The organism is Streptomyces sp. NPDC006655 (genome assembly GCF_040703965.1).
In the GTDB taxonomy this organism is placed as follows: domain Bacteria; phylum Actinomycetota; class Actinomycetes; order Streptomycetales; family Streptomycetaceae; genus Streptomyces.
Window position 1 is genome coordinate 15,736 of sequence record NZ_JBEYJU010000020.1, and the last position, 20,275, is coordinate 36,010.

Here is a 20,275-nt window from a genome sequence, read left to right on the forward strand (position 1 = left end):
TGAAATAGCGCCACTCTCAGCCGAAATGGCGTTGAACGGCCCTGCCATGGGGGAGGGTTGGGGCGTGCGGAAAGTATGGGTGATCGGTGGCGCGGCGGTCGGCCTCGGGCTGAGCTTCGTCATGCTGCTCGTCGTCGGGGTGTACGTCGTCGCCGGGAACCTCCTCAACGGGGTCGACGGGGCCACCAAGAGCCTGGCGAAGGGCTCGGTGCCGGCCGCCTACTCGGCCCTCGTGCAGAAGTGGGGCAATCTCTGCCCCGCCCTCAACCCCGCCCTGCTCGCCGCCCAGCTGTACCAGGAGAGCGGCTTCAACCCGAGGGCGCAGAGCGCGGCGGCGGCACAGGGCATAGCGCAGTTCATCCCGGGGACGTGGGCCACCCACGGCATCGACGGAAACGGCGACGGGGTACGGGACGTCTGGGACCCGAATGACGCGATTCCGTCGGCCGCCTCCTACGACTGCCAGCTCGCCTCGTACGTCAAGGACGTTCCCGGCAACGTCTCCGACAACATGCTCGCCGCGTACAACGCGGGGGCGTACGCGGTCATCAAGTACAAGGGAGTGCCGCCGTACGCGGAGACGCAGAACTACGTCAAGACGATCACCACCCTCGAGGACAGCTTCGCCGCGCCGGTCAGCCGGCTCTCGCCCACCAAGCAGGCCGCCGGTGCCATCACCTACGCCCAGAACAAGCTCGGCACCCCCTACCTCTGGGGCGGCAACGGCACAGCTCAGGACAATGGCCGGTTCGACTGCTCGGGGCTGACGAAGGCGGCGTACGCGAGCGTCGGGATCACCCTGCCGCGGGTCGCCAACGACCAGTACAACGCCGGTCCGCACCCCTCCCGCAACGAACTGCTCCCGGGTGACCTCGTCTTCTTCTCCACCGACCTCTCCGATTCCCGGGCCATCCACCACGTGGGCATCTACGTCGGGGGCGGGTACATGATCGACGCGCCGTACACCGGGGCCGTCATCCGCTTCGACCCCATCGACTCGGCCGACTACTTCGGGGCCACCCGGGTAACCGAAGATGGCGCGAAAGCGCTCCCCACCACGGTGTGAACCGAGCGTGAAACCCACCCCTGAGCTGGGGATTCGTGTCTCTCTTCGATAACGTCTGCGTGATCATTCGGTGGAGGGTGGAACGTAGGGGCGTAGGCCGTGCGTTCCTGTTGACGTAGCCGACCACGGGGGTGGCACGAGCGACGCACACCGGGTGCGTCCCGGAACGACGACGAAGGGGCCGCAGCACGATGGCTGTACTCGCCGAATCCGGATCCAACCCCGACGTCGACCTGCTCTACGACATCAACGGCCTGGCCAAGGACGCACCGCACTGGTTCGACCGGGTCATGGAGTTCGTCGGGGAGTACGGGCTGCTGGTCGCGATGGTGCTGCTGGTGGTGTGGTGCTGGTGGACCGTACGGCGCCGCGGGGCCGAGGACGCCCCCGCCACCCTGGCCGCGCTGGTCTGGGCGCCGCTCGCCGCCGCGATCGCCGTCCTCGTGAACGTTCCCATCCGCGGCTTCGTCGAGCGCCCCCGGCCGTTCCTCACCCACCAGGGACTCGACGTCCTGATCTCCGGCAAGACCGACTACTCGTTCGTCAGCGACCACGCGACGATCACCATGGCGCTGGGGGTCGGCCTGTTCGTCGCCCACCGCAGGTTCGGTCTGGTGGGCATCGCGCTGGCGCTGGCCGAGGGCTTCTGCCGGGTCTACATGGGCGTCCACTACCCGACGGACGTGGTGGGCGGCTTCGCCCTGGGCACGGCGGTCGTCCTCCTGCTGTCCCCGCTGGCGACGGCTCTGCTGACACCGGTACTGAAGGCGGTCGAGTCGTCCCCGAGGGCGGGGTGGATCGTACGGCGCCGATCAGCGATGGTGGGGTTGGTGCCGGGCGCACGCACAGCGATGGAGCCGACGGACCGGGACTTGGCGGCGTAGGCAGGCTGGGCCCGGGGGTTTCACTGGCCCGTGTGGGCGGGGTGCCGCTGCGCCCACCCGTGCCGCCCCAGCGGCACGACTGCCCGCAGCTACGACGCGCCCCGAAGGGGCGCTGGGGGTCCCCCCGGCCGAAGGCTGGGGGAGGAACTGCGCGATCAGCCCCCACGCGGCCGCAGCCGGACTGCGTATCCCTACAACCCCTGCGGATAAGAGAAGAACCTCTCCGGGTCGTACTGCTGCTTGACCTTCCCGAGCTTCGTCACCGCGTCCCCGTAGTACGCCTTCTTCCAGCCCGTCAGCGTCGGGTCCGTGTAGTTCTGGTACGCCGCGCCGGAGGCGTACGGCTTCATCGCCGCGTGCGCCGAGTTCAGCCACGCCTGCCCCGTGCTCCCGGAGGATCCGGCACCCCACGACACGATGTACTGCGCCAGCATCCGCGACCGCCGGTGCACGAACGCCGTCGCCGTCGGCGAGACGCGGTTCACCGCCCCGCCGAGCGCCGTGAACGCGATGCTTCCCGCGCCGCCCCGGACCGCACCGATCTGCCGGAGCGCCGTCTGGATGCCGGCCGCCGACAGCGAACGGTCGAAGAAGTCGGAGCGGGCCGTGTACGTCTCCCGGCCGAGCCTGCCCTGCGGGGAGCGCCCGGGGGTGGAGCCGGGCAGGTGGCACTGGGGCTCGGTGGCGAAGGAGGAGCAGCCGGCGTAGATCTCCATCACCTCCTCGTAGGCGTGGCGGCGCAGGGACACCGAGGAGGCGTTGGCGCCCGCCTTGTGAGCGAGGGCGTCGACCGCGTTCTGCAACTCGCCGTAGGTGCCCATGGAGAAGCAGGCGACCGAGACGCGCGGGCCGCTGCCGGAGTTCTCCAGGTGCAGGGAGGACCAGATCTCGTCCGGCTGCGACGGACCCCACTCCTGCCAGGCCTTCAGGACCTGCGCGGCCTTCGACCACGGCCAGCTCAGGTACGCCGTCACGCCCTGCGGCGTGGGGTGGGTGCTGAACTGGAGTTCCGTGACGACGCCGAAGTTGCCGTTGCCCGCGCCGCGCAGCGCCCAGAAGAGGTCCCTGTTGGTGCTCGCGTCGGCGACAACCTGCGTACCGTCGGCGGTGACGAGCGTCGCCCGGGTGAGGCTGTCGCAGGTCAGGCCGTACGCCCGGGACGCGACCCCGTGGCCGCCGCCGAGCACCAGGCCGGAGACGCCGACCGTGGGGCAGGAGCCCGCCGGGATGGTCACGCCCTTCGCGGCGAGCGCCCGGTAGACGTCGATCAGTTTGGCACCGGCGCCGACGACCGCCGTACCGCCGCCGACGCGGATACGGCTGAGCCTGGAGACGTCGAGGATCAGCCGGCCGTCGCCGGAGGAGTAACCCGCGTAGGAGTGGCCGCCGTTGCGGATGGCGATCTTCAGGCGGTGGGCCTGGGCGTAGGAGAGTGTGGTGCGGATGTCGTCGGCGTGGGCGACGTACGCGACCGCCGATGGCTTCAGGGTGTCGAAGCGGGTGTTGTAGAGCTGGTGGGCGACCGTCCAGTTGGCCTCGCCGGGGCGTATCAGGGTGCCGTCCAGGGCGCGTGCGAGAGCGGTCCAGTTGGCCGCCGCCGCTGCGCTGGTGGTCTTCAGCGCGGTACGGGAGGATGTGGACGCGAGGGGCGCGCCGGTCGTCAGCGCCGTGCCCGCCCCGCCTGAGCTGCAACCCGTGAGTGCGGTCGCCGCGATGGCGGCTGCCCCGCCCGATATGAAGGTGCGCCGTTCCATGCCCGTGCCTTTCGTCGGCTGTCCTGGATCGAGACGGCGTCCGTCGCACACGGGTTCCCGTCCGGTGTAACGAACGCTGTGACGTCGTAACGGCTGTGATGGCGAACGCCGAAGACTTGTTCGCTTAACCCGGCGGTTGGGACCTGCACGTGCCCTCCCCGTAAGCGTTCCGTGACCTAACCAGGCCGACGGCAGGGGTTCACCCTCCGTTCACTTGTGCCCATCGGCGGCTTCACCTGTTCTGCCTACTTTCGGCCGTACGCGATGCGGTGAGCGGTCGTAGAAACCCAGTCGGGGAGCCCCTCACTTCGTCACCACTACTTCGCACGCCGCCGAAGGTGGCGCCCCTGGAAGGAACTCCCGAAAGTGAAGCTTCAGCGCAAGAACCGGCTGCGCGTTCTGTCTCTCGGTGCTGTCGCCGTCACCGGTGCCCTGACCCTCACGGCGTGCGGCTCCGACGACAACGGCAGCAGCAGCGGTTCGAGCAGCAACCCCTCGACCTCCGCCAACGCCAGCTCCATCAAGTGCGACAACGCCAAGGGTCAGCTGCTCGCCGACGGCTCCTCCGCGCAGAAGAACGCGATCGACGCCTGGGTGAAGAACTTCTCGCAGGCCTGTGGTGTCCAGATCAACTACAAGGGCTCCGGCTCCGGCGCCGGTGTGACCGCCTTCACGCAGGGTCAGGTCGCCTTCGCCGGTTCCGACTCCGCGCTCAAGCCCGAAGAAGTCACCGCCTCCAAGAAGGTCTGCTCCGGCGGCCAGGGCATCGACCTCCCGATGGTCGGCGGCGCCATCGCGATCGGCTACAACGTCCCGGGTGTCGACAACCTGGTTCTGGACGCGCCGACCCTCGCGAAGATCTTCGACAGCAAGATCACCAACTGGAACGACGCGGCGATCAAGAAGCTGAACCCGACCGCGAAGCTCCCGGACCTGAAGATCCAGGCCTTCCACCGCTCGGACGAGTCGGGTACGACGGACAACCTGACCAAGTACCTGATCGCCACCACCCCGGACAACTGGAAGTACTCCGGCGGCAAGGCCTGGCAGGCCAAGGGCGGCCAGTCCGCTCCGCAGTCCGCGGGCGTCGCCCAGCAGGTCAAGCAGACCTCCGGCGCCATCGGCTACTTCGAGCTCTCCTACGTCTCGGACGGCATCAAGGCCGCCAGCATCGACACGGGCGCCAGCAAGCCGGTCGCCCCGTCCACCGCGTCCGCCACCGCCGACATCGCGGCCGCCCAGGTCGTCGGCACCGGCAAGGACCTGTCGCTGAAGCTGGACTACAAGACCAAGGCCGAGGGCGCGTACCCGATCAGCCTGGTCACCTACGAGATCGCCTGCGACAAGGGCAACAAGGCCGACACCCTCGCGGCGACCAAGGCGTTCCTGCGCTACGTCGCCTCCGAGGACGGCCAGAAGGTCCTCTCCACGATCAACTACGCCCCGATCCCCGACGAGATCATCGCCAAGGTCCGCACCACCATCGAGGGCCTGAGCTAAAGATCCGCGAGTGCGGCCGAGTCCCGCGAGGGGCCCGGCCGCACCGTCCGGTGCACCGCCGCCCGGAGTCGTACGCCCCCCACAGCCGGGACGTACGGCTCCTCCGAGCCGCCCGCGAGGGCGACTCCGCAGACCGGAGAACCCGATGGACATATCGACGAAGACGACAGACGCCCCACCGCCCCTCCCACAGCCCAGCGTTGCCGAGCAGAAGCGCAACGCCCGCGGCGCCACCCGCGCGGGTGACCGGGTCTTCCTCGGACTTTCCCGCGGTTCCGGCGTCCTGCTGCTGGTGATCATGGCCGCGATCGCGGTCTTCCTCACCTACCGGGCCGCCCTCGCGATCAACCGCGACCACAGCAACTTCCTCACCACCTTCGAGTGGAACACCAACCTCATCCCGCCGAGCTTCGGCATCGCGGTCCTCGCCTTCGGCACGGTGGTCTCCTCGATCATCGCCATGGCCATCGCCGTCCCGATCGCCGTGGCCATCGCGCTGTTCATCACGCACTACGCGCCGCGCCGGCTCGCCGGCCCCGTCGCCTACGTGATCGACCTGCTCGCCGCGGTGCCGTCCATCGTGTACGGCCTGTGGGGCGGACTCGTCCTCGTGCCGCACATGACCGGCCTGTTCGGCTGGCTCAACGACTTCTTCGGCTGGACCGGGGTCTTCTCCTGGGACGGCGGCGCCCCGCGCTCGCTGCTGACCGTCGCCATCCTGCTCGCGATCATGATCCTGCCGGTCATCACCAACGTGAGCCGCGAGGTCTTCCGGCAGGTCCCGCAGATGCACGAGGAGGCCGCGCTCGCGCTCGGCGCCACGCGCTGGGAGGTCGTCCGCATGGCGGTGCTGCCCTTCGGGCGCTCCGGCGTGATCTCCGCCTCGATGCTCGGCCTCGGCCGCGCCCTCGGCGAGACGATGGCCGTCGCCACCGTGCTCTCCCCGGACTTCGACATCCACGCCAGCCTGCTCAACCCGGGCGGCGGCACCTTCGCCCAGAACATCGCCAGCAAGTTCGGTGAGGCGACCTCCGACGGCCGTGACGCGCTCATCGCCTCCGGTCTGGTCCTGTTCGTCATCACCCTGCTGGTCAACGGCGCGGCCCGGATCATCATCCAGCGCCGTGCGGAGTACTCGGGGGCCAACGCATGAGCACCGCAGCAGTCGCCGACAAGCGCCCCAGCACCCTCCAGGGCGCCAGTCTCCCCACGTGGTCCCCGTACGCCATCATCGGCGGGTCGATCGTCCTGGGCGTGGTCATCGGTCTGGTGGCCGGCCTGGACAGCAAGATCCAGTGGGGTCTGATCGCGGGCCTCCTCTACGTCCTCGGCACCTACGGCATCGCTGCCAAGGTCGAGGGCGGCCGGCAGGCCAAGGACCGCGTCGCCACCTCCCTGGTCTGGGTCGCCTTCGTCATCGCCGTCGTCCCGCTGGTCTCCCTGCTCTGGGTGACCATCTCGCGCGGCGTGAAGGTCCTGGACATCTACTTCCTCACCCACTCCATGGGCGTCGTCGCCGACTCCCAGCCCGGCGGTGGTGCCTACGCGGCCATCATCGGCTCGCTGGAGCAGGTCGGTCTCGCCACTCTGATCGGCGCCCCGATCGGTATCCTCACCGCGGTCTACCTCGTCGAGTACGGACGCGGCCGGCTGGCCAAGTCCGTCACCTTCTTCGTGGACGTGATGACCGGTATCCCGTCGATCGTCGCGGGTCTGTTCATCCTCAGCATCATGCTGATCTTCGACATGCAGCCGTTCGGCTTCGCCGGATCGCTGGCCCTGGCCATCCTGATGATGCCGGTGGTCGTGCGCTCCACCGAGGAGATGCTCAAGCTCGTCCCGAACGAGCTGCGCGAGGCGTCCCTGGCACTCGGCGTGCCCAAGTGGCGCACCATCCTGAAGGTGGTCCTGCCGACCTCCATCGGCGGTATCACGACCGGCGTCATGCTGGCCGTGGCCCGTATCGCGGGCGAGACCGCCCCGGTGCTGCTGCTGGTGTTCGGCAACCCGTTCATCAACAACGACCCCTTCGAGGGTGCGCAGTCGTCGCTGCCGCTGTTCATCTACCAGCAGTACGCGAACAGCGCCGGTGCCAACGCGGCCTACGACCGGGCCTGGGCGGCCTCGCTCACGCTGATCGCCTTCGTGATGATCCTGAACCTGGTGGCCCGCGGCATCGCCCGCTGGAAGGCCCCGAAGACCGGTCGCTGACCGGCCTCACAGCGACCGACCGTCTGGAAGTGAAGAAGTAATGTCCAAGCGAATCGACGTCAGCGGGCTCACCGCTTTCTACGGCTCCCACAAGGCCATCGACGACATCTCGATGAACATAGAGCCGCGCACCGTCACGGCGTTCATCGGCCCCTCCGGCTGCGGCAAGTCGACGTTCCTGCGCACGCTGAACCGGATGCACGAGGTCACCCCCGGCGGCCGGGTCGAGGGCAAGGTCCTCCTCGACGACGAGAACCTGTACGGCGCCGGGATCGACCCCGTGTCGGTGCGCCGTGAGGTGGGCATGGTGTTCCAGCGCCCGAACCCGTTCCCCACGATGTCGATCTTCGACAACGTGGCCGCGGGTCTGCGGCTGAACGGCAACTACAAGAAGAGCGAGCTCGGCGACATCGTCGAGAAGTCACTCAAGGGCGCGAACCTCTGGAACGAGGTCAAGGACCGCCTGAACAAGCCCGGGTCCGGGCTCTCCGGTGGTCAGCAGCAGCGTCTGTGCATCGCCCGCGCGATCGCGGTCGAGCCGAAGGTGCTGCTCATGGACGAGCCCTGCTCCGCCCTCGACCCGATCTCCACCCTCGCCATCGAGGACCTGATCGGTGAGCTGAAGGAGCGCTTCACGATCGTCATCGTGACGCACAACATGCAGCAGGCGGCGCGTGTCTCGGACCGCACGGCCTTCTTCAACCTGGCCGCCGTCGGCCAGCCCGGCAAGCTGATCGAGATCGACGAGACGGAGCGCATCTTCTCCAACCCGTCGGTCCAGGCCACCGAGGACTACATCTCGGGCCGCTTCGGCTGAGCCGACACCGACCCCTCGCGGTGCTGCATGGCGGTGCCACCGCGAGGACGCAAAAGGGCCCGCCCCTGGCTCCCGGGGGCGGGCCCGTCTGCGTCGTGCGTGGCTGGGGGAGGGGGTGGCGCCGCAGGGGGTGGGTGGATCGGTCCGGTGGCGGCTGCGGGTGCGTGGGGGCTTGTCGCGCAGTTCCCCGCGCCCCTAAGGGGCGCTGGGCCCTACGGGGCGCTACAGCACCGTCAGCTTGACGATTCCGTAGGCCGCCGCTGCCACCAGGGCCGCGGCCGGCATCGTGATGAACCAGCCCAGGACGATGTTCTTGGCCACGCCCCAGCGGACCGCCTTCACGCGCCTCGTCGCGCCGACGCCCATGATGGCCGAGGTGATGACGTGGGTCGTGGAGATCGGCGCCTTGAAGAGGTACGCCGTGGTGAACATGATCGACGCGCCCGTGGCCTCGGCCGCGAAGCCCTGCGGGGGGTCGAGTTCGATGATCTTGCGTCCCAGGGTGCGCATGATGCGCCAGCCGCCCGCGTAGGTGCCGAGGGAGAGCATCAGCGCGCAGACGATCTTCACCCAGGCCGGGATCGGGTCGCCGTACGTCTCGTGGCCGGAGATCACCAGGGCCATGACCACGACGCCCATCGTCTTCTGGGCGTCCTGGAGGCCGTGCCCGAGGGCCATGCCGGCCGCGGAGACCGTCTGGGCTATCCGGAAGCCGCGCTTCGCCTTGTGCGGGTTGGACCGGCGGAACAGCCACATGATGGCCGTCATGACCAGGTAGCCGAGGATCAGTCCGACCACCGGCGACAGGAACATCGGAATGATGACCTTGTCGACGACGCCGTTCCAGAGGACCTCCGTGCCCCCCGCCAGGGCCGCGCCGACGAGCCCGCCGAACAGGGCGTGGGAGGACGACGACGGCAGTCCGAAGTACCAGGTGACCAGGTTCCAGACGATCGCGCCGACGAGCGCCGCGAACAGGATGCCCATGCCCTGGGAGCCCTGCGGGGTCTCGATCAGGCCCTCGCTGACCGTCTTGGCGACCCCGGAGCCCAGGAAGGCGCCCGCGAGGTTCATCACGGCGGCCATCGCGAGCGCCGCCCGCGGGGTCAGGGCCCGCGTCGACACCGAGGTCGCGATCGCGTTCGCGGAGTCGTGGAAGCCGTTCGTGTACGTGAAGAAGAGCGCGACCAGGATGGTCACGACCAGCGCGAAGGTGTCCATCGACGCCTCAGGACTCCTTGACGGCGATGGTCTCCACCGTGTTCGCCACGTGCTCGAACGCGTCCGCCGCCTCTTCCAGGACGTCCACGATCTGCTTGAGCTTCAGCACCTCGATCGCGTCGTACTTGCCGTTGAAGAGGTGGGCGAGAAGCTTGCGGTGGATCTGGTCGGCCTGGTTCTCCAGACGGTTGACCTCGATCCAGTACTCGGTGAGGTTGTCCAGCGTGCGCAGGTGGGGCATCGCCTCGGCCGTCAGGTCGGCGGCCCGTGCCAGCACCTCGATCTGCTGCTCGACGCCCTTCGGCAGTTCCTCGACGTTGTAGAGGACGACCAGGTCGACGGCCTCCTCCATGAAGTCCATGATGTCGTCGAGGGAGGACGCGAGGGTGTAGATGTCCTCGCGGTCGAACGGCGTGATGAACGAGGAGTTCAGCTGGTGGAAGATCGCGTGCGTGGCGTCGTCACCTGCGTGTTCCGCTGCCCGCATACGCTCTGCGATCTCGGCCCGGGCAGACGTGTCCGCCCCGAGCAGTTCCATCAGGAGCTTCGAGCCGGTGACGATGTTGTCCGCGGAGGCGGCGAACATGTCGTAGAAGCTCGTCTCCCTGGGGGTCAGACGAAAGCGCACGTGGGTTCCTCGGTATGCATGGGTTTCGGTCAGGCTGATGCTAAGCGCATCATCCGGCCACGGCTAATGGGCCGCCGTCCAGTTTCGCCCATCGGGCATGGTGATCAGCACGGGGGCGTCCCGAGGGCCCTCCTACCCAGCAAAGTTCGTTACCATATACCCACCAGGGGTATGTGTCTCGATAATGCGGAGGACGCGATGACGACCACCGAGGCCGACGCCGTGACGCCCTCCGGGGGCGGAGCACCGGCGACCACGCACGGTTACCACAAGCAGAAGGACGAGCACCTCAAGCGGCTGCGCCGGATCGAGGGCCAGATCAGGGGCCTGCAGCGCATGGTGGACGAGGACACCTACTGCATCGACATACTCACCCAGGTCTCGGCCTCCACCAAGGCCCTGCAGTCCTTCGCCCTGCAACTCCTGGAGGAGCACCTGCGGCACTGCGTCGCCGACGCCGCCGTCAAGGGCGGGGACGAGATCGACGCGAAGGTGGAGGAGGCCACGAAGGCGATCGGCCGCCTGCTGCGGACCTGACCGCCCGGGGCGCCGGAACCAGGCCGTGTTCTAGCCGTCCCCGCGCTCTTCGGCCACGCGCAGCACCTCGTCGATGCTCTCCAGGCTGAGGCGGTCCTCGGCGGCCGACGCCGCGATGATCAGCTCTCCGCACAGCTCGATCTCGGCGAGGGCCACGTGGTCCTGAACTGCCGTACCGCCGACCGGAGCCACGTGCATCACCTCTTCTCTGCCGTCACCGCTTCCTAGAGTAGGCAGCGGTCTACACACCGCGCATGGCACGGACGGGCTAGTTCACAGGTTGTACGAGCCCGATCCCGGACTAGTGCGACGGCTGGTTCTCGGCGATCCGGCCCGCGTAGATGTCCCGGGAGCGCGGCAACCTCACGTCCAGGGGGGTGCCGAAGTCGTACAGCAGGGTGGTCGAGGCGACCGCGACCGTGCCCTTGCCGGTGTCGTTGACGAAGCTGAACCGCTGCCTGAGCTTGCGGATCCGGCCCTGGTCGTCGAGGTAGGCGTCGAACGGGACCTGGGCGGTGGCGAACCCCTTCGCCGCGGCGGCGAGGGCCGGCCGGTTGCCCGGGGAGGCGGCCCCGGCCGCGACGGCCAGGTCGGCGGTGCCCCGGTAGTGCCGGACCCCGGCGCCCGCGACCTCCGTCCGCCCGACGTACGTCGCCGTCCGGGTGCCGCGCAGCAGTTCGGCCGCCGCGAACGGGTCGGTCGCGCCGCCGGTCACCAGGTTGCCGTCGGAGAGGGAGGCGGTCTCCACCCGCACCCACTTGTCGGCGGGCACCCCGGCGCCCCGGTTCTTCATGAACAGCGCGCCCGGGGCGAGGAGTTCGGTGATCGGGCGGTGCTCGGGGGTGCCGGTGGGGTCCTGCGGGAGGACGACCGTGAGCCTGCCGAGCTGCCGGTCGTAGTCGTAGACGCCCTGGCCGCGGATGGTGACCCGGGTGCCGCCGGTCGCCATCTCCATCGACGTCGTCGCCCTGGACGTGCGGGCGTCCAGCAGGGCGTCCGCCGCGTGTTCGAGGACGGTGACCGGGTCCCCGGGCGGGCCGCTCGCGCCCTCCGCCGTGGCGCCGCCGCAGCCGGTGGCGCACGCGCCGAGTCCGACCACGAGGCCCACGGTGACGGCCGTCTTCCCAGCGCGCCTGTGCTGCCGCCGATCCATCGCTGCCTACCCCCACCGGTACGTCCGTCGCGGGCCGCCTGTCGTTCCGGTTAACGAGGGGTGGGTGGGGCCGTCACGCATGCCTGGGCTTTACCGGGCATGGGTAACGTTGTCGGTGTGGCGCAGGAGGACGGTTCCGGACGGGCCCTGCACAGGGCGGAACACGAGGCGGACACGGTTGAGCAGGGGCGGTTCTGTTTCGCCCGGTGCACGTGTGGCTGGCGGGGGCCGGGGCGGCGGGCGAGAAGCCTGGCGCGTACGGACGCGGAGGGGCACCTCGCCGGCGGGTGAGACGCGGTCGGGTGCGGGGGTGTCGGGTGCGGGGGTGTCGGATGTCCGGTGTCGGGTGACGCGCCTCACGGGGTGTTGTGCAGCGCGGCCAGCAACTCGTCCACCAGTTCGGCGTCCCTCGGCTGGGTCAGGCGGCGCCGGGCCTCGGCCGGCCGCAGCCACAGGATCCTGTCCACCTCGTGGTTCGGGGTGAAGTGGCCCTCCGCCGCCTCGCCCGCCCAGTAACGGACCTCCTTGGGACGGCCGTTGGCGTAGTAGAGGGCGGTGGACAGTTCGCTGCCGAGCGACGCCGTGTAGCCGGTCTCCTCCTCGACCTCGCGCAGCGCGCCCGTGACGGCGTCCTCGTCCCGCTTGAGCTTGCCCTTCGGGTGGGACCAGTCGTCGTACTTGGGGCGGTGGACGAGGCAGACCTCGAGGTCGCCGTGGACCGGCGAGCGGCGCCACAGGACGCAACCCGCCGCGCGTACCGGGGTGTCGTTCACACGGCCTCCAGCGGCTGCTCCTGCCACGCCTGCTGGAAGGCGAAACGGGCCGCCTCCACCTCGTGCCGCTGGTCGGCGTGGAGGACGCCGAGGGCGTAGGCGGTCGCCGGGGCGATGCGTGGGGTGCGGGCGGCCGCGGCGGCGGCCGCGGCGGCCTCGGAGGCGTCCCGGTGCCGGTTCAGGGCCTGGCCGGCCGTGAGCAGCCGGACGTCCACGGGGGCGCCCTGGCCGAACAGCACCTCGCGGGCGTAGCGGTGCAGGCGCAGCAGCAACCGGACCTGGTGCCAGGGGCCGTCCTGGGGGTGCGGGGAGGGATCCGGGGACAGGCCGTGGACGAGGGCCTCCGCGTTGTAGGGGTGGCCGGCCGTGACCAGCGGGAGGGCCGCGACGGCGTCGGTGAGGCGTTCCTCCGCGGCGGCCGCCGCCGGCCGCAGGTCCGCGGTGGGGGCCGCGGCCGTCAGCGGGACCTCGCTGGCCAGCACCGCCACCTTGTCGGCGACCGCGTGGAAGCGGGAGGAGCCGAGCGCCTGGAGCGCCGTGGAGTGGGCCCGGGTGCGGGCGAGGGTCAGCTGGCGGTCCAGCAGGGCGCCCGCCTTCGCCGCGCCGACGGTGAGGTTGCCGCGGTCGGCCGCGCCCTCCGAAGTGGCCTGGCCGGGCAGGGCGGTCGAGCCGGAGAGCCGGTGCAGCGCGAGCAGCAGCCGTTGCAGTCTGGCCTCGTACGCGTGCTCAAGACCCAAGGTGCCCGACAGCCAGGCGAGTTCGGGGCGGATCTCCTCCGACCAGTCGGCCTCCAGGAGCGGTCGGAAGGTGTGCAGGCTGCCGCTGATGCGCCGGGCGGAGCGGCGCAGCGCGCGGGCCGCGTCGACGGACTCCTCCGCCGCGCCCGCCGCCGTACCGGTCTCCCGGTGCAGCCGCAGCGCGCGGAGGAACTCCGTGGCCTGGGCGCGCAGGTAGCCCGCGAGGGCGTCCCCGCTGACGGCCCGGGCCGTGGGGTCCGTCGGTTCAAGGTGTTGCTGTGCCACGCCGGCGCCTCCGGGCGTCTATGAGCATCTCCTGGATGTTGCGCAGCGGCTGTCCGTCGGCGTCGGTCGCGTGCCGGGTCCATTCGCCGTCCGGGCCCAGGTGCCAGGAGGAGGTGGAGTCGGACATGCCGGTTTCGAGGAGCCGGGTGAGGGCTGCCCGGTGGGCCGGGTCGATGACCCGGACCAGGGCCTCTATCCGGCGGTCGAGGTTGCGGTGCATCATGTCGGCGCTGCCGATCCACACCTCGGGTTCGCCGCCGTTGCCGAAGGCGAAGACCCGGGAGTGTTCGAGGAAGCGGCCGAGGACCGAGCGGACCCGGATGTTCTCCGAGAGGCCCGTGACACCCGGGCGGATGGCGCAGATGCCGCGCACCCAGATGTCGACCGGCACGCCGGCCATGGACGCCCGGTAGAGCGCGTCGATGAGCGCTTCGTCGACCATCGAGTTGGCCTTGATGCGGACGAAGGCGGGGCGGCCCGCACGGTGGTGCTGGACCTCCTTGTCGATCCGCGCGATCAGTCCGTCGCGCAGCGACTTGGGTGCCACCAGCAGGCGGCGGTACGTCTCCCGGCGGGAGTAGCCGGAGAGGCGGTTGAACAGGTCGGACAGGTCGGCGCCCACCTGCGGGTCGGCGGTGAGCAGTCCGAGGTCCTCGTACAGGCGCGCCGTCTTCGGGTGGTAGTTGCCGGTGCCGACGTGGCTGTAGCGGCGGAGCGTGTCGCCCTCCTGGCGCACCACCAGGGACAGCTTGCAGTGCGTCTTCAGGCCGACGAGGCCGTACACGACGTGGCAGCCGGCCTCTTCGAGGCGCTTGGCCCACTTGATGTTGGCGTGCTCGTCGAAGCGGGCCTTGATCTCGACCAGGACGAGGACCTGCTTGCCGGCCTCGGCGGCGTCGATGAGCGCGTTGACGATCGGGGAGTCGCCGGAGGTCCGGTACAGGGTCTGCTTGATCGCGAGGACGTCCGGGTCCTCGGCGGCCTGCTCGACGAAGGCCTGCACGGAGGTGGAGAAGCTGTCGTACGGGTGGTGCAGCAGCACGTCCCGTTCGCGCAGGGCCGCGAAGATGTCGGGCGCGGACGCCGACTCGACCTCGGCGAGGTCGCGGTGGGTGCCCGCGATGAACTTGCGGTACTTCAGCTCCGGCCGGTCCAGGCCGGCGATCCGGAACAGGCCGGTCAGGTCCAGCGGGCCGGGCAGCGGGTAGACCTCGGCCTCGCCGATCTTCAGCTCGCGCACCAGCAGGTCGAGGACGTCGCGGTCGATGGACTCCTCGACCTCCAGGCGCACCGGCGGCCCGAAGCGGCGCCGCATGAGCTCCTTCTCCAGGGCCTTGAGGAGGTTCTCGGCGTCGTCCTCCTCGACCTCCAGGTCCTCGTTCCTGGTGAGCCGGAAGGCGTGGTGCTCCACGACCTCCATGCCCGGGAACAGCTCCTCCAGATGGGCGCCGATGACGTCCTCGATGGGGACGTACCGGCCCGGGCTGCTCTCCAGGAAGCGGGACAGCGACGGCGGCACCTTCACGCGGGCGAAGTGCTTGTGGCCGCTGACCGGGTTGCGGACCACCACGGCCAGGTTCAGGGACAGGCCGGAGATGTACGGGAAGGGGTGCGCCGGGTCGACCGCGAGCGGGGTCAGGACCGGGAAGATCTGGTGCCGGAAGAGCGTGAAGAGCCGCCCCTGCTCCTTCTCGGTGAGCTCGGCCCAGCGGACCAGGTGGATGCCCTCCTCCGCAAGCGCGGGGGCGACGTCCTCGTGGTAGCAGGCGGCGTGCCGGGCCATCAGCTCACGGGAGCGGGCCCAGATCATCTCCAGCACCTCGCGCGGCTGGAGGCCGGAGGCGGACCGGGTGGCCACGCCGGTGGCGATGCGGCGCTTCAGTCCCGCCACCCGGACCATGAAGAACTCGTCCAGGTTGCTGGCGAAGATCGCCAGGAAGTTCGCGCGCTCCAGCAGCGGGGTGTTCGGGTCCTCGGCGAGTTCGAGGACCCGCTCGTTGAACGCGAGCCAGCTGCGCTCCCGGTCCAGGAAGCGCCCCTGCGGCAGCTGGGGCCCGTCGTACGGTGACTCCTCGTACGCGTCGAGGTCGGCGTCGATGTCGGGTTCGAGGTCGGAGACCGCGGCGGCCACCGTGTGCGGGCGGTGCGCGGCTATGGAGCCCACGGAGGGCTGGGCGTGCTGAACCTCGGCTGCCTGGGCGTTCTGCTGACTCATGACCCCATTCTTCCGCGCCCGGGGCGTCACAGGCGCGTCGGAACGTGCGGGTGGGAGGTGGACGACCCCGTTTCCCGCGAACCCCTCGGGGGGCGGCGAAGGCTCTGGCACGGCGGGCTTCATTGGCTGAGCGTCGCAAGTCCGTCTGAACCAATGGTTACGAAGACATGGCGTGCGGGATAGCGGGGAGCGGCCCACGGACGTCTGTGGTCGATCGGCGGGGGCGCCGGAGTTCACGAAAGCGACGATCCCGTACACCCTTCCCCCGACAGAGGGACGCACGGGACCGACGGGGGACCGGCGCGACGGGCCACGACGGCGGGGGCGGGCCACGACGGACCCGCGGTCCCCGGCGCCCCCGCACCCTACGACGTCGGGGCGCCCGGCGCGCCCCGCCTACGCGGGGGCCGCCGGACGGCCCTTGAGCACCCGGAAGGAGCAGAGGACGGCGAGGACGGCGACGGCGAGGACGATCGCGGTCTCGGTGAGGTGGAGCGGCCAGAAGTGGGACGCGGGGTGGTAGGCGGCGAAGCGTCCGTGTGCGTTCGACCCCTCGTCCACCACCCAGTAGTCGTCGGGCAGATCGAAGGCCTCCGGCCCGGTACGGGTGTCGGTGGGCCACAGGTCCGGGCGGTAGTACGTCAGCACGGAGCCGAACAGCCACATCGCCCCGGCCGCGGTCCCCAGCGCGGCCAGCGCCCGGCCCAGCAGCAGCCCGGTGAGCGTGCCGACGGCGAGCGCGCACAGCGCGTACGCCACCAGCAGCGGGCCGCGCGCGGCGAACACCGCGGCGGAGGACCAGGCCGGTGCCCAGACCGGGTCGGCGTGGGCGGCGAAGGCCCAGCGGAAGACCAGCACGAGGATCGTGCCCCCGACGGTGATCGCCGCTGCGGGCAGCGCCAGCTTGGCGGCCAGCCAGCGGACCGGGGTCACTCCCTGGGTCCACGCCAACCAGGCCGTCCCCGACTCCAGTTCGCGGCCGATCAGGGCTCCGCCCGCGAACCCGGCGACGCCCACGAAGCAGTAACCGATCAGGGTGGACGCCCACTCCAGCTCGGTGGCGAAGCCGAACAGGCCGTAGGACTGCCCGCAGGCGCCGAGGCACGGCAGGCCCTGCGGGCCCCGCCCCTTCGCCGTGACCTTGGTCAGCCACACCAGCCAGCCGCACATGCCCGCCACGAACACGCCCCAGGTCAGCAGGGCCGGCCGGTGCAGCCGCAGCACGGTCCGGGGGAGCCCCGTCAGCGTCGGCGCGGTCATCCCCGGGCCGCCTTTCCGGTCAGGCGGCGCAGCACGAGGTGGCAGCCGAGGACGAGCAGGGCCGTGACGGCGAGGAGGAGGGCCGTGGCGGTCAGCTGGAGCGGCCAGTAGTGGGCGTACGGGTGATATGTCACATGGTACTGGGCGCCGATCTTGCGGCCGCTCACCTGCCAGGACCCGGAGGGCGAGTAGAAGAACCGGGACCGGGTGCGGGCGAGCGCCGGCCACAGATGGGGCAGCAGGGCCTGGGTGGAGACGCAGATCGCGCCCGTCAGCAGCAGGGCGACCAGCAGCGCGGGCAGCGCACGCCGCAGCAGCAGACCCGCCAGGGCGCCCGCGGCCAGGCCGGCCAGGGTCAGGGCGACGATCGTGGGGCCGTTGGTGTGGAAGGTGAAGAGGTCGTACCAGGGCGCGGCCGTGTCGATACGGCCCCGGCCCGCGGTCCAGACCAGGTGGTGCAGCCAGGCCAGCAGGCCCGCCCCCGCCGTGACGGCGGCGGCCGGGACCGCCAGCCGGACGGTCAGCCAGCGGGCCGGGCTGCTGGACTGCGCCCAGGCCAACCGGGCCGTCCCGGACTCCAGTTCCCTGCCGACGAGCGCCCCGCCGGCCCATGCGGCCACGAGGAAGGGCAGCGCGCACATGGTCAGGGTGGCGTAGTTGTACCAGTCCTTGTAGCGCAGGATCGCGTCTTGGTCGTACGCGCAGTGGGGGGTGAACCCGCAGTGGTCGACCTGGCGCCAGCCCTCGGCGGCCGCGTCCACCAGGGGGCCCTGAAGGAGCAGCAGCAGGATGGCGGTCAGGACGGCGAGGGCCGTCCCTACGTACAGGGCCGGGCGGTGCAGGCGCAGCACCCAGCGGGTCAGGTGGGGCCTCATGGGGGCGGTGAGGGCGGTCATACGGCGGCCTCGACGGGGACCAGGGCCGGGGCCTCGGGGTTGCGGAGGTGGGCGAGGACCAGTTCTTCCAGACCGGGGTGGCCGGTGTCCCAGTCGTCGGGGAGCGGGCCGGACGGGCGGACCAGGGCGCTGAGCCGGCGGCCGGTGGTGCGGGACTCGACGACGGTGTGCGGGGCGAGCGGGGCGTCGGCGGGGGCGCTGATCCGGCGGTGGGCGGCCAGCAGGTCGTCGATCTCGCCGGCCAGCCGGACCCGGCCGCCGCCGATCAGCAGCAGGTGGTCGCAGGAGTCCTCCAGCTCGGCGACCACGTGCGAGGACATCGCGATGGTGGTGCCGTGCTGAGCGGCCTGCACCATCAGCACGCCCATCAGTTCGTGCCGGGCCAGCGGGTCGAGGTCGGCCATCGGCTCGTCGAGGAGCAGCAGTTCGGGCCGCTTGCCGAGCGCGAGGGCGAGGGCGACGCGGGTGCGCTGGCCGCCGGAGAGGGCGCGGACCTTGGACCTCGGGTTCAGTTCGCCGGCCGTCACGACCCGCTCGGCGGCCGTCGCGTCCCAGCGCCCGGGGTTGAGGTCGGCGCCCATCCGGAGCGTCTCGGCGACCGTGAGCTGCGGGTACAGCGGCTTGTCCTGGGCGACGTAGCCGACCCGGGTGCGGGCCCCGGCCGGGGTGGTGCCGAGGACGGTCAGCGCGCCTTCGGTGGCGCCCAGCAGACCGGCGGCGAGGGCGAGGAGCGTGGACTTGCCCGCTCCGTTCGGGCCGACGACGGCACAGACCCGCCCCGCGGGCAGCCGGAAGGTGCAGTCGCGCAGCGCCCAACTCCCGCGCCGGCCGAACCGCTTGCCCAGCGCCGAGGCCGCTATCGCGGTGTCGGTCATCAGTTGTCTCCCTGAAAGTGCTTTTCCAGTACGGCGGTGAAGAGCGCGGCCACGTCGTCGCGGTCCAGGCCGGCCTCGCGGGCCCGGCCGGCCCAGGCCTCCAGCTCCCCGCGCAGGGGGGACTCGGCCGGTGCGGTGCCCAGGGCGCGTCTCACGAAGGTGCCGAGACCGCGCCGGGCCTCGACCAGGCCCTCGCGCTCCAGCTCCCGGTAGGCCTTGAGGACGGTGTTGGGGTTGATGGCGGTGGCCTCGACCACCTCGCGGGCGGTGGGCAGCTTGTCTCCCGGCCGCAGGTGCCCCAGGCGCAGGGCCTGCTTGGTCTGCTGGACGATCTGGACGTAGGTGGCGACGCCGGAGCGCCGGTCGATGCGGTACTCGACCACCCGTACAACCACCCTTTCACTAATTGAGTAGTGAAAGGGTGGTGGAAGCCGGCCCGGAAAGTCAAGCGGAGCCGGGCATGACGGAGGCGGGTCCGGCCGCCCGGTCAACCGCGGGCGGCCGCCGGGCCGGTGAACCGCGCTCAGGTCTCCGTGCGGTACATCAGGTCCGTCTCGTGGGTCGTGAAGCCCAGGCGTTCGTAGACCGCCACCGCCGCCGTGTTGTCCGCGTCGACGTAGAGCATCGCCGTCGGCAGGCCGCGTCCGGCCAGGTGGCGCAGGCCGATCGTGGTGAGGGACTTGCCGAGGCCGCCGCCCTGCGCGGTGGGGGAGACGCCGAGCACGTACACCTCGCCCAGGCCCTCGTCCTCGTGCACCTTCGTCCAGTGGAAACCGACGAGTTCGCCCCCGCGCTCCGCCAGGAAGAAGCCGGCCGGGTCGAACCAGGGCTGGGCCTTGCGGTCGTCGAGGTCGCGCTGGGTGAGCGAGCCCTGTTCGGGGTGGTGGGCGAACGCGGCGGCGTTCAGGGCGAGCCAGGCCGCGTCGTCCTTGCCGGGCACGAAGGCGCGGACCGTCACGCCCTCCGGGAGCTTCGGGTCGGGCAGGTCGAGGTCCGTCAACGGGCGGCGCATCTGGCGCAGTTCGCGGAACAGGGTGAGGCCGAGGACCTGGGCGAGGTGCCGGGCCGCCGAGTGCCCGCCGTGCGCCCACACCCGCAGCCGCTTGCCGGTCGCCGCCAGCAGTGCGCTGCCCAGGGCGCGGCCGTGTCCGTGCCCCCGGTGGGACGGGTGGACGACCAGTTCGGCGGCCGGTGCCTCCACCGGGTCCGTGTCCTCCAGCTGGGCGTAGCCCACGAGTTCGCCGCCGACGGTGAGGAGCAGATGGGAGACGCCGTCCCGGGCACCCCCGCGCAGCTGGAGGCGGCCCTGCTCGGAAACCGGCTGCTGGCCGTCGGCCCGCGCGGCCTCCGTGAGCAGCGTGAGGACGGCCTCGGCCTGGTCCTCGGTGAGCGCCGAGCGGGTGTCGACGGAGCGGGAGTACATGGGCGGCCGTGCGGTGTCGTCGCTGGTCATGCGTACGAGG

At 70.9% G+C, this 20,275-nt stretch carries 20 protein-coding genes; 7 read left to right on the forward strand and 13 right to left on the reverse strand.

Features of this window, described 5'->3' with window-relative positions:
• Positions 1 to 46: 46 nt before the first annotated feature.
• Together AB0958_RS14255 and AB0958_RS14260 are read left to right on the forward strand one after the other, a co-directional pair.
• A complete protein-coding gene (locus AB0958_RS14255) occupies positions 47 to 1,066 on the forward strand; it encodes a bifunctional lytic transglycosylase/C40 family peptidase (protein WP_366890783.1) in 1,020 nt (339 codons plus the stop codon).
• A gap of 191 nt (positions 1,067 to 1,257) precedes the next feature.
• On the forward strand, positions 1,258 to 1,950 hold the full coding sequence (locus AB0958_RS14260) for a phosphatase PAP2 family protein (protein ID WP_366890693.1): 693 nt from the start codon (positions 1,258 to 1,260) through the stop codon (positions 1,948 to 1,950).
• Between the two features lie 191 nt (positions 1,951 to 2,141).
• Here AB0958_RS14260 and AB0958_RS14265 read toward each other — a convergent pair whose 3' ends face one another.
• Entirely contained in the window at positions 2,142 to 3,704 is a 1,563-nt protein-coding gene (locus AB0958_RS14265) for an FAD-binding oxidoreductase (RefSeq protein ID WP_366890694.1), read from the reverse strand.
• 366 nt (positions 3,705 to 4,070) lie between these two features.
• Between AB0958_RS14265 and pstS the strand changes: the two genes are divergently transcribed.
• The 4 genes from pstS (at position 4,071) to pstB (ending at position 8,232) form a co-directional block, all read left to right on the forward strand.
• A complete protein-coding gene (gene pstS, locus AB0958_RS14270; RefSeq protein WP_366890696.1) occupies positions 4,071 to 5,204 on the forward strand; it encodes a phosphate ABC transporter substrate-binding protein PstS in 1,134 nt (377 codons plus the stop codon).
• A gap of 145 nt (positions 5,205 to 5,349) precedes the next feature.
• Positions 5,350 to 6,357, forward strand: a complete 1,008-nt coding sequence (gene pstC, locus AB0958_RS14275; protein WP_366890697.1) for a phosphate ABC transporter permease subunit PstC — start codon at positions 5,350 to 5,352, stop codon at positions 6,355 to 6,357.
• Entirely contained in the window at positions 6,354 to 7,415 is a 1,062-nt protein-coding gene (gene pstA / locus AB0958_RS14280; RefSeq protein WP_366890698.1) for a phosphate ABC transporter permease PstA, read from the forward strand. Before pstC ends, pstA begins: the two co-directional genes overlap by 4 nt.
• A 40-nt stretch (positions 7,416 to 7,455) precedes the next feature.
• A complete protein-coding gene (pstB, locus tag AB0958_RS14285; protein WP_132892120.1) occupies positions 7,456 to 8,232 on the forward strand; it encodes a phosphate ABC transporter ATP-binding protein PstB in 777 nt (258 codons plus the stop codon).
• A gap of 222 nt (positions 8,233 to 8,454) precedes the next feature.
• Here the strand turns inward: pstB and AB0958_RS14290 are convergent, their stop codons facing one another.
• The gene (locus AB0958_RS14290) at positions 8,455 to 9,453 is read right to left on the reverse strand and encodes an inorganic phosphate transporter (RefSeq protein ID WP_366890700.1); all 999 of its coding nucleotides are present in this window, start codon (positions 9,451 to 9,453) and stop codon (positions 8,455 to 8,457) included.
• A gap of 7 nt (positions 9,454 to 9,460) precedes the next feature.
• Complete coding sequence (locus AB0958_RS14295; protein ID WP_366890701.1) at positions 9,461 to 10,081, reverse strand: DUF47 family protein; 621 nt, start codon at positions 10,079 to 10,081, stop codon at positions 9,461 to 9,463.
• A 198-nt stretch (positions 10,082 to 10,279) separates the two neighbouring features.
• On the opposite strand from AB0958_RS14295, the gene AB0958_RS14300 reads away from it, so the two are divergent.
• Complete coding sequence (locus tag AB0958_RS14300) at positions 10,280 to 10,618, forward strand: metal-sensitive transcriptional regulator (protein ID WP_132892117.1); 339 nt, start codon at positions 10,280 to 10,282, stop codon at positions 10,616 to 10,618.
• A 30-nt stretch (positions 10,619 to 10,648) separates the two neighbouring features.
• Here the strand turns inward: AB0958_RS14300 and AB0958_RS14305 are convergent, their stop codons facing one another.
• From AB0958_RS14305 to mshD, 10 genes are all read right to left on the reverse strand, one after another.
• Positions 10,649 to 10,816, reverse strand: coding sequence for a hypothetical protein (locus AB0958_RS14305; protein ID WP_366890703.1), 168 nt, complete (start codon positions 10,814 to 10,816; stop codon positions 10,649 to 10,651).
• A gap of 103 nt (positions 10,817 to 10,919) precedes the next feature.
• On the reverse strand, positions 10,920 to 11,771 hold the full coding sequence (locus tag AB0958_RS14310) for a hypothetical protein (protein ID WP_366890704.1): 852 nt from the start codon (positions 11,769 to 11,771) through the stop codon (positions 10,920 to 10,922).
• A gap of 356 nt (positions 11,772 to 12,127) precedes the next feature.
• Positions 12,128 to 12,544, reverse strand: coding sequence for an NUDIX hydrolase (locus tag AB0958_RS14315; protein ID WP_366890706.1), 417 nt, complete (start codon positions 12,542 to 12,544; stop codon positions 12,128 to 12,130).
• Complete coding sequence (locus tag AB0958_RS14320) at positions 12,541 to 13,566, reverse strand: CHAD domain-containing protein (protein ID WP_366890707.1); 1,026 nt, start codon at positions 13,564 to 13,566, stop codon at positions 12,541 to 12,543. Before AB0958_RS14320 ends, AB0958_RS14315 begins: the two co-directional genes overlap by 4 nt.
• Positions 13,547 to 15,904, reverse strand: coding sequence for an RNA degradosome polyphosphate kinase (locus AB0958_RS14325; protein ID WP_366890708.1), 2,358 nt, complete (start codon positions 15,902 to 15,904; stop codon positions 13,547 to 13,549). Before AB0958_RS14325 ends, AB0958_RS14320 begins: the two co-directional genes overlap by 20 nt.
• Positions 15,905 to 16,177: 273 nt before the next feature.
• The gene (locus AB0958_RS14330; protein WP_366890709.1) at positions 16,178 to 17,041 is read right to left on the reverse strand and encodes a hypothetical protein; all 864 of its coding nucleotides are present in this window, start codon (positions 17,039 to 17,041) and stop codon (positions 16,178 to 16,180) included.
• A complete protein-coding gene (locus AB0958_RS14335) occupies positions 17,038 to 17,937 on the reverse strand; it encodes an ABC transporter permease (protein ID WP_366890710.1) in 900 nt (299 codons plus the stop codon). The genes AB0958_RS14330 and AB0958_RS14335 overlap by 4 nt, the downstream gene beginning before the upstream one ends.
• Positions 17,934 to 18,812 (reverse strand): ABC transporter ATP-binding protein, encoded by an 879-nt coding sequence (locus AB0958_RS14340; RefSeq protein ID WP_366890711.1) that lies wholly within the window; start codon positions 18,810 to 18,812, stop codon positions 17,934 to 17,936. Before AB0958_RS14340 ends, AB0958_RS14335 begins: the two co-directional genes overlap by 4 nt.
• Positions 18,812 to 19,195 (reverse strand): GntR family transcriptional regulator, encoded by a 384-nt coding sequence (locus AB0958_RS14345; protein ID WP_366890712.1) that lies wholly within the window; start codon positions 19,193 to 19,195, stop codon positions 18,812 to 18,814. Before AB0958_RS14345 ends, AB0958_RS14340 begins: the two co-directional genes overlap by 1 nt.
• A gap of 140 nt (positions 19,196 to 19,335) precedes the next feature.
• Positions 19,336 to 20,265, reverse strand: coding sequence for a mycothiol synthase (gene mshD / locus AB0958_RS14350; RefSeq protein WP_366890713.1), 930 nt, complete (start codon positions 20,263 to 20,265; stop codon positions 19,336 to 19,338).
• Positions 20,266 to 20,275 lie beyond the last annotated feature (10 nt).

What these genes read in the sequence shown, in the direction of transcription:
- AB0958_RS14265 (WP_366890694.1), bottom strand. Translation starts at nt 3,704, where the DNA reads ATGGAACGGCGCACCTTCATATCGGGCGGGGCAGCCGCCATCGCGGCG.
- pstB (WP_132892120.1), top strand. Translation starts at nt 7,456, where the DNA reads ATGTCCAAGCGAATCGACGTCAGCGGGCTCACCGCTTTCTACGGCTCC.
- AB0958_RS14305 (WP_366890703.1), bottom strand. Translation starts at nt 10,816, where the DNA reads ATGCACGTGGCTCCGGTCGGCGGTACGGCAGTTCAGGACCACGTGGCC.
- AB0958_RS14290 (WP_366890700.1), bottom strand. Translation starts at nt 9,453, where the DNA reads ATGGACACCTTCGCGCTGGTCGTGACCATCCTGGTCGCGCTCTTCTTC.
- pstA (WP_366890698.1), top strand. Translation starts at nt 6,354, where the DNA reads ATGAGCACCGCAGCAGTCGCCGACAAGCGCCCCAGCACCCTCCAGGGC.
- AB0958_RS14310 (WP_366890704.1), bottom strand. Translation starts at nt 11,771, where the DNA reads ATGGATCGGCGGCAGCACAGGCGCGCTGGGAAGACGGCCGTCACCGTG.
- pstC (WP_366890697.1), top strand. Translation starts at nt 5,350, where the DNA reads ATGGACATATCGACGAAGACGACAGACGCCCCACCGCCCCTCCCACAG.
- AB0958_RS14300 (WP_132892117.1), top strand. Translation starts at nt 10,280, where the DNA reads ATGACGACCACCGAGGCCGACGCCGTGACGCCCTCCGGGGGCGGAGCA.
- AB0958_RS14330 (WP_366890709.1), bottom strand. Translation starts at nt 17,041, where the DNA reads ATGACCGCGCCGACGCTGACGGGGCTCCCCCGGACCGTGCTGCGGCTG.
- AB0958_RS14340 (WP_366890711.1), bottom strand. Translation starts at nt 18,812, where the DNA reads ATGACCGACACCGCGATAGCGGCCTCGGCGCTGGGCAAGCGGTTCGGC.
- mshD (WP_366890713.1), bottom strand. Translation starts at nt 20,265, where the DNA reads ATGACCAGCGACGACACCGCACGGCCGCCCATGTACTCCCGCTCCGTC.
- AB0958_RS14260 (WP_366890693.1), top strand. Translation starts at nt 1,258, where the DNA reads ATGGCTGTACTCGCCGAATCCGGATCCAACCCCGACGTCGACCTGCTC.
- AB0958_RS14255 (WP_366890783.1), top strand. Translation starts at nt 47, where the DNA reads ATGGGGGAGGGTTGGGGCGTGCGGAAAGTATGGGTGATCGGTGGCGCG.
- AB0958_RS14335 (WP_366890710.1), bottom strand. Translation starts at nt 17,937, where the DNA reads ATGACCGCCCTCACCGCCCCCATGAGGCCCCACCTGACCCGCTGGGTG.
- AB0958_RS14325 (WP_366890708.1), bottom strand. Translation starts at nt 15,904, where the DNA reads ATGAAGCCCGCCGTGCCAGAGCCTTCGCCGCCCCCCGAGGGGTTCGCG.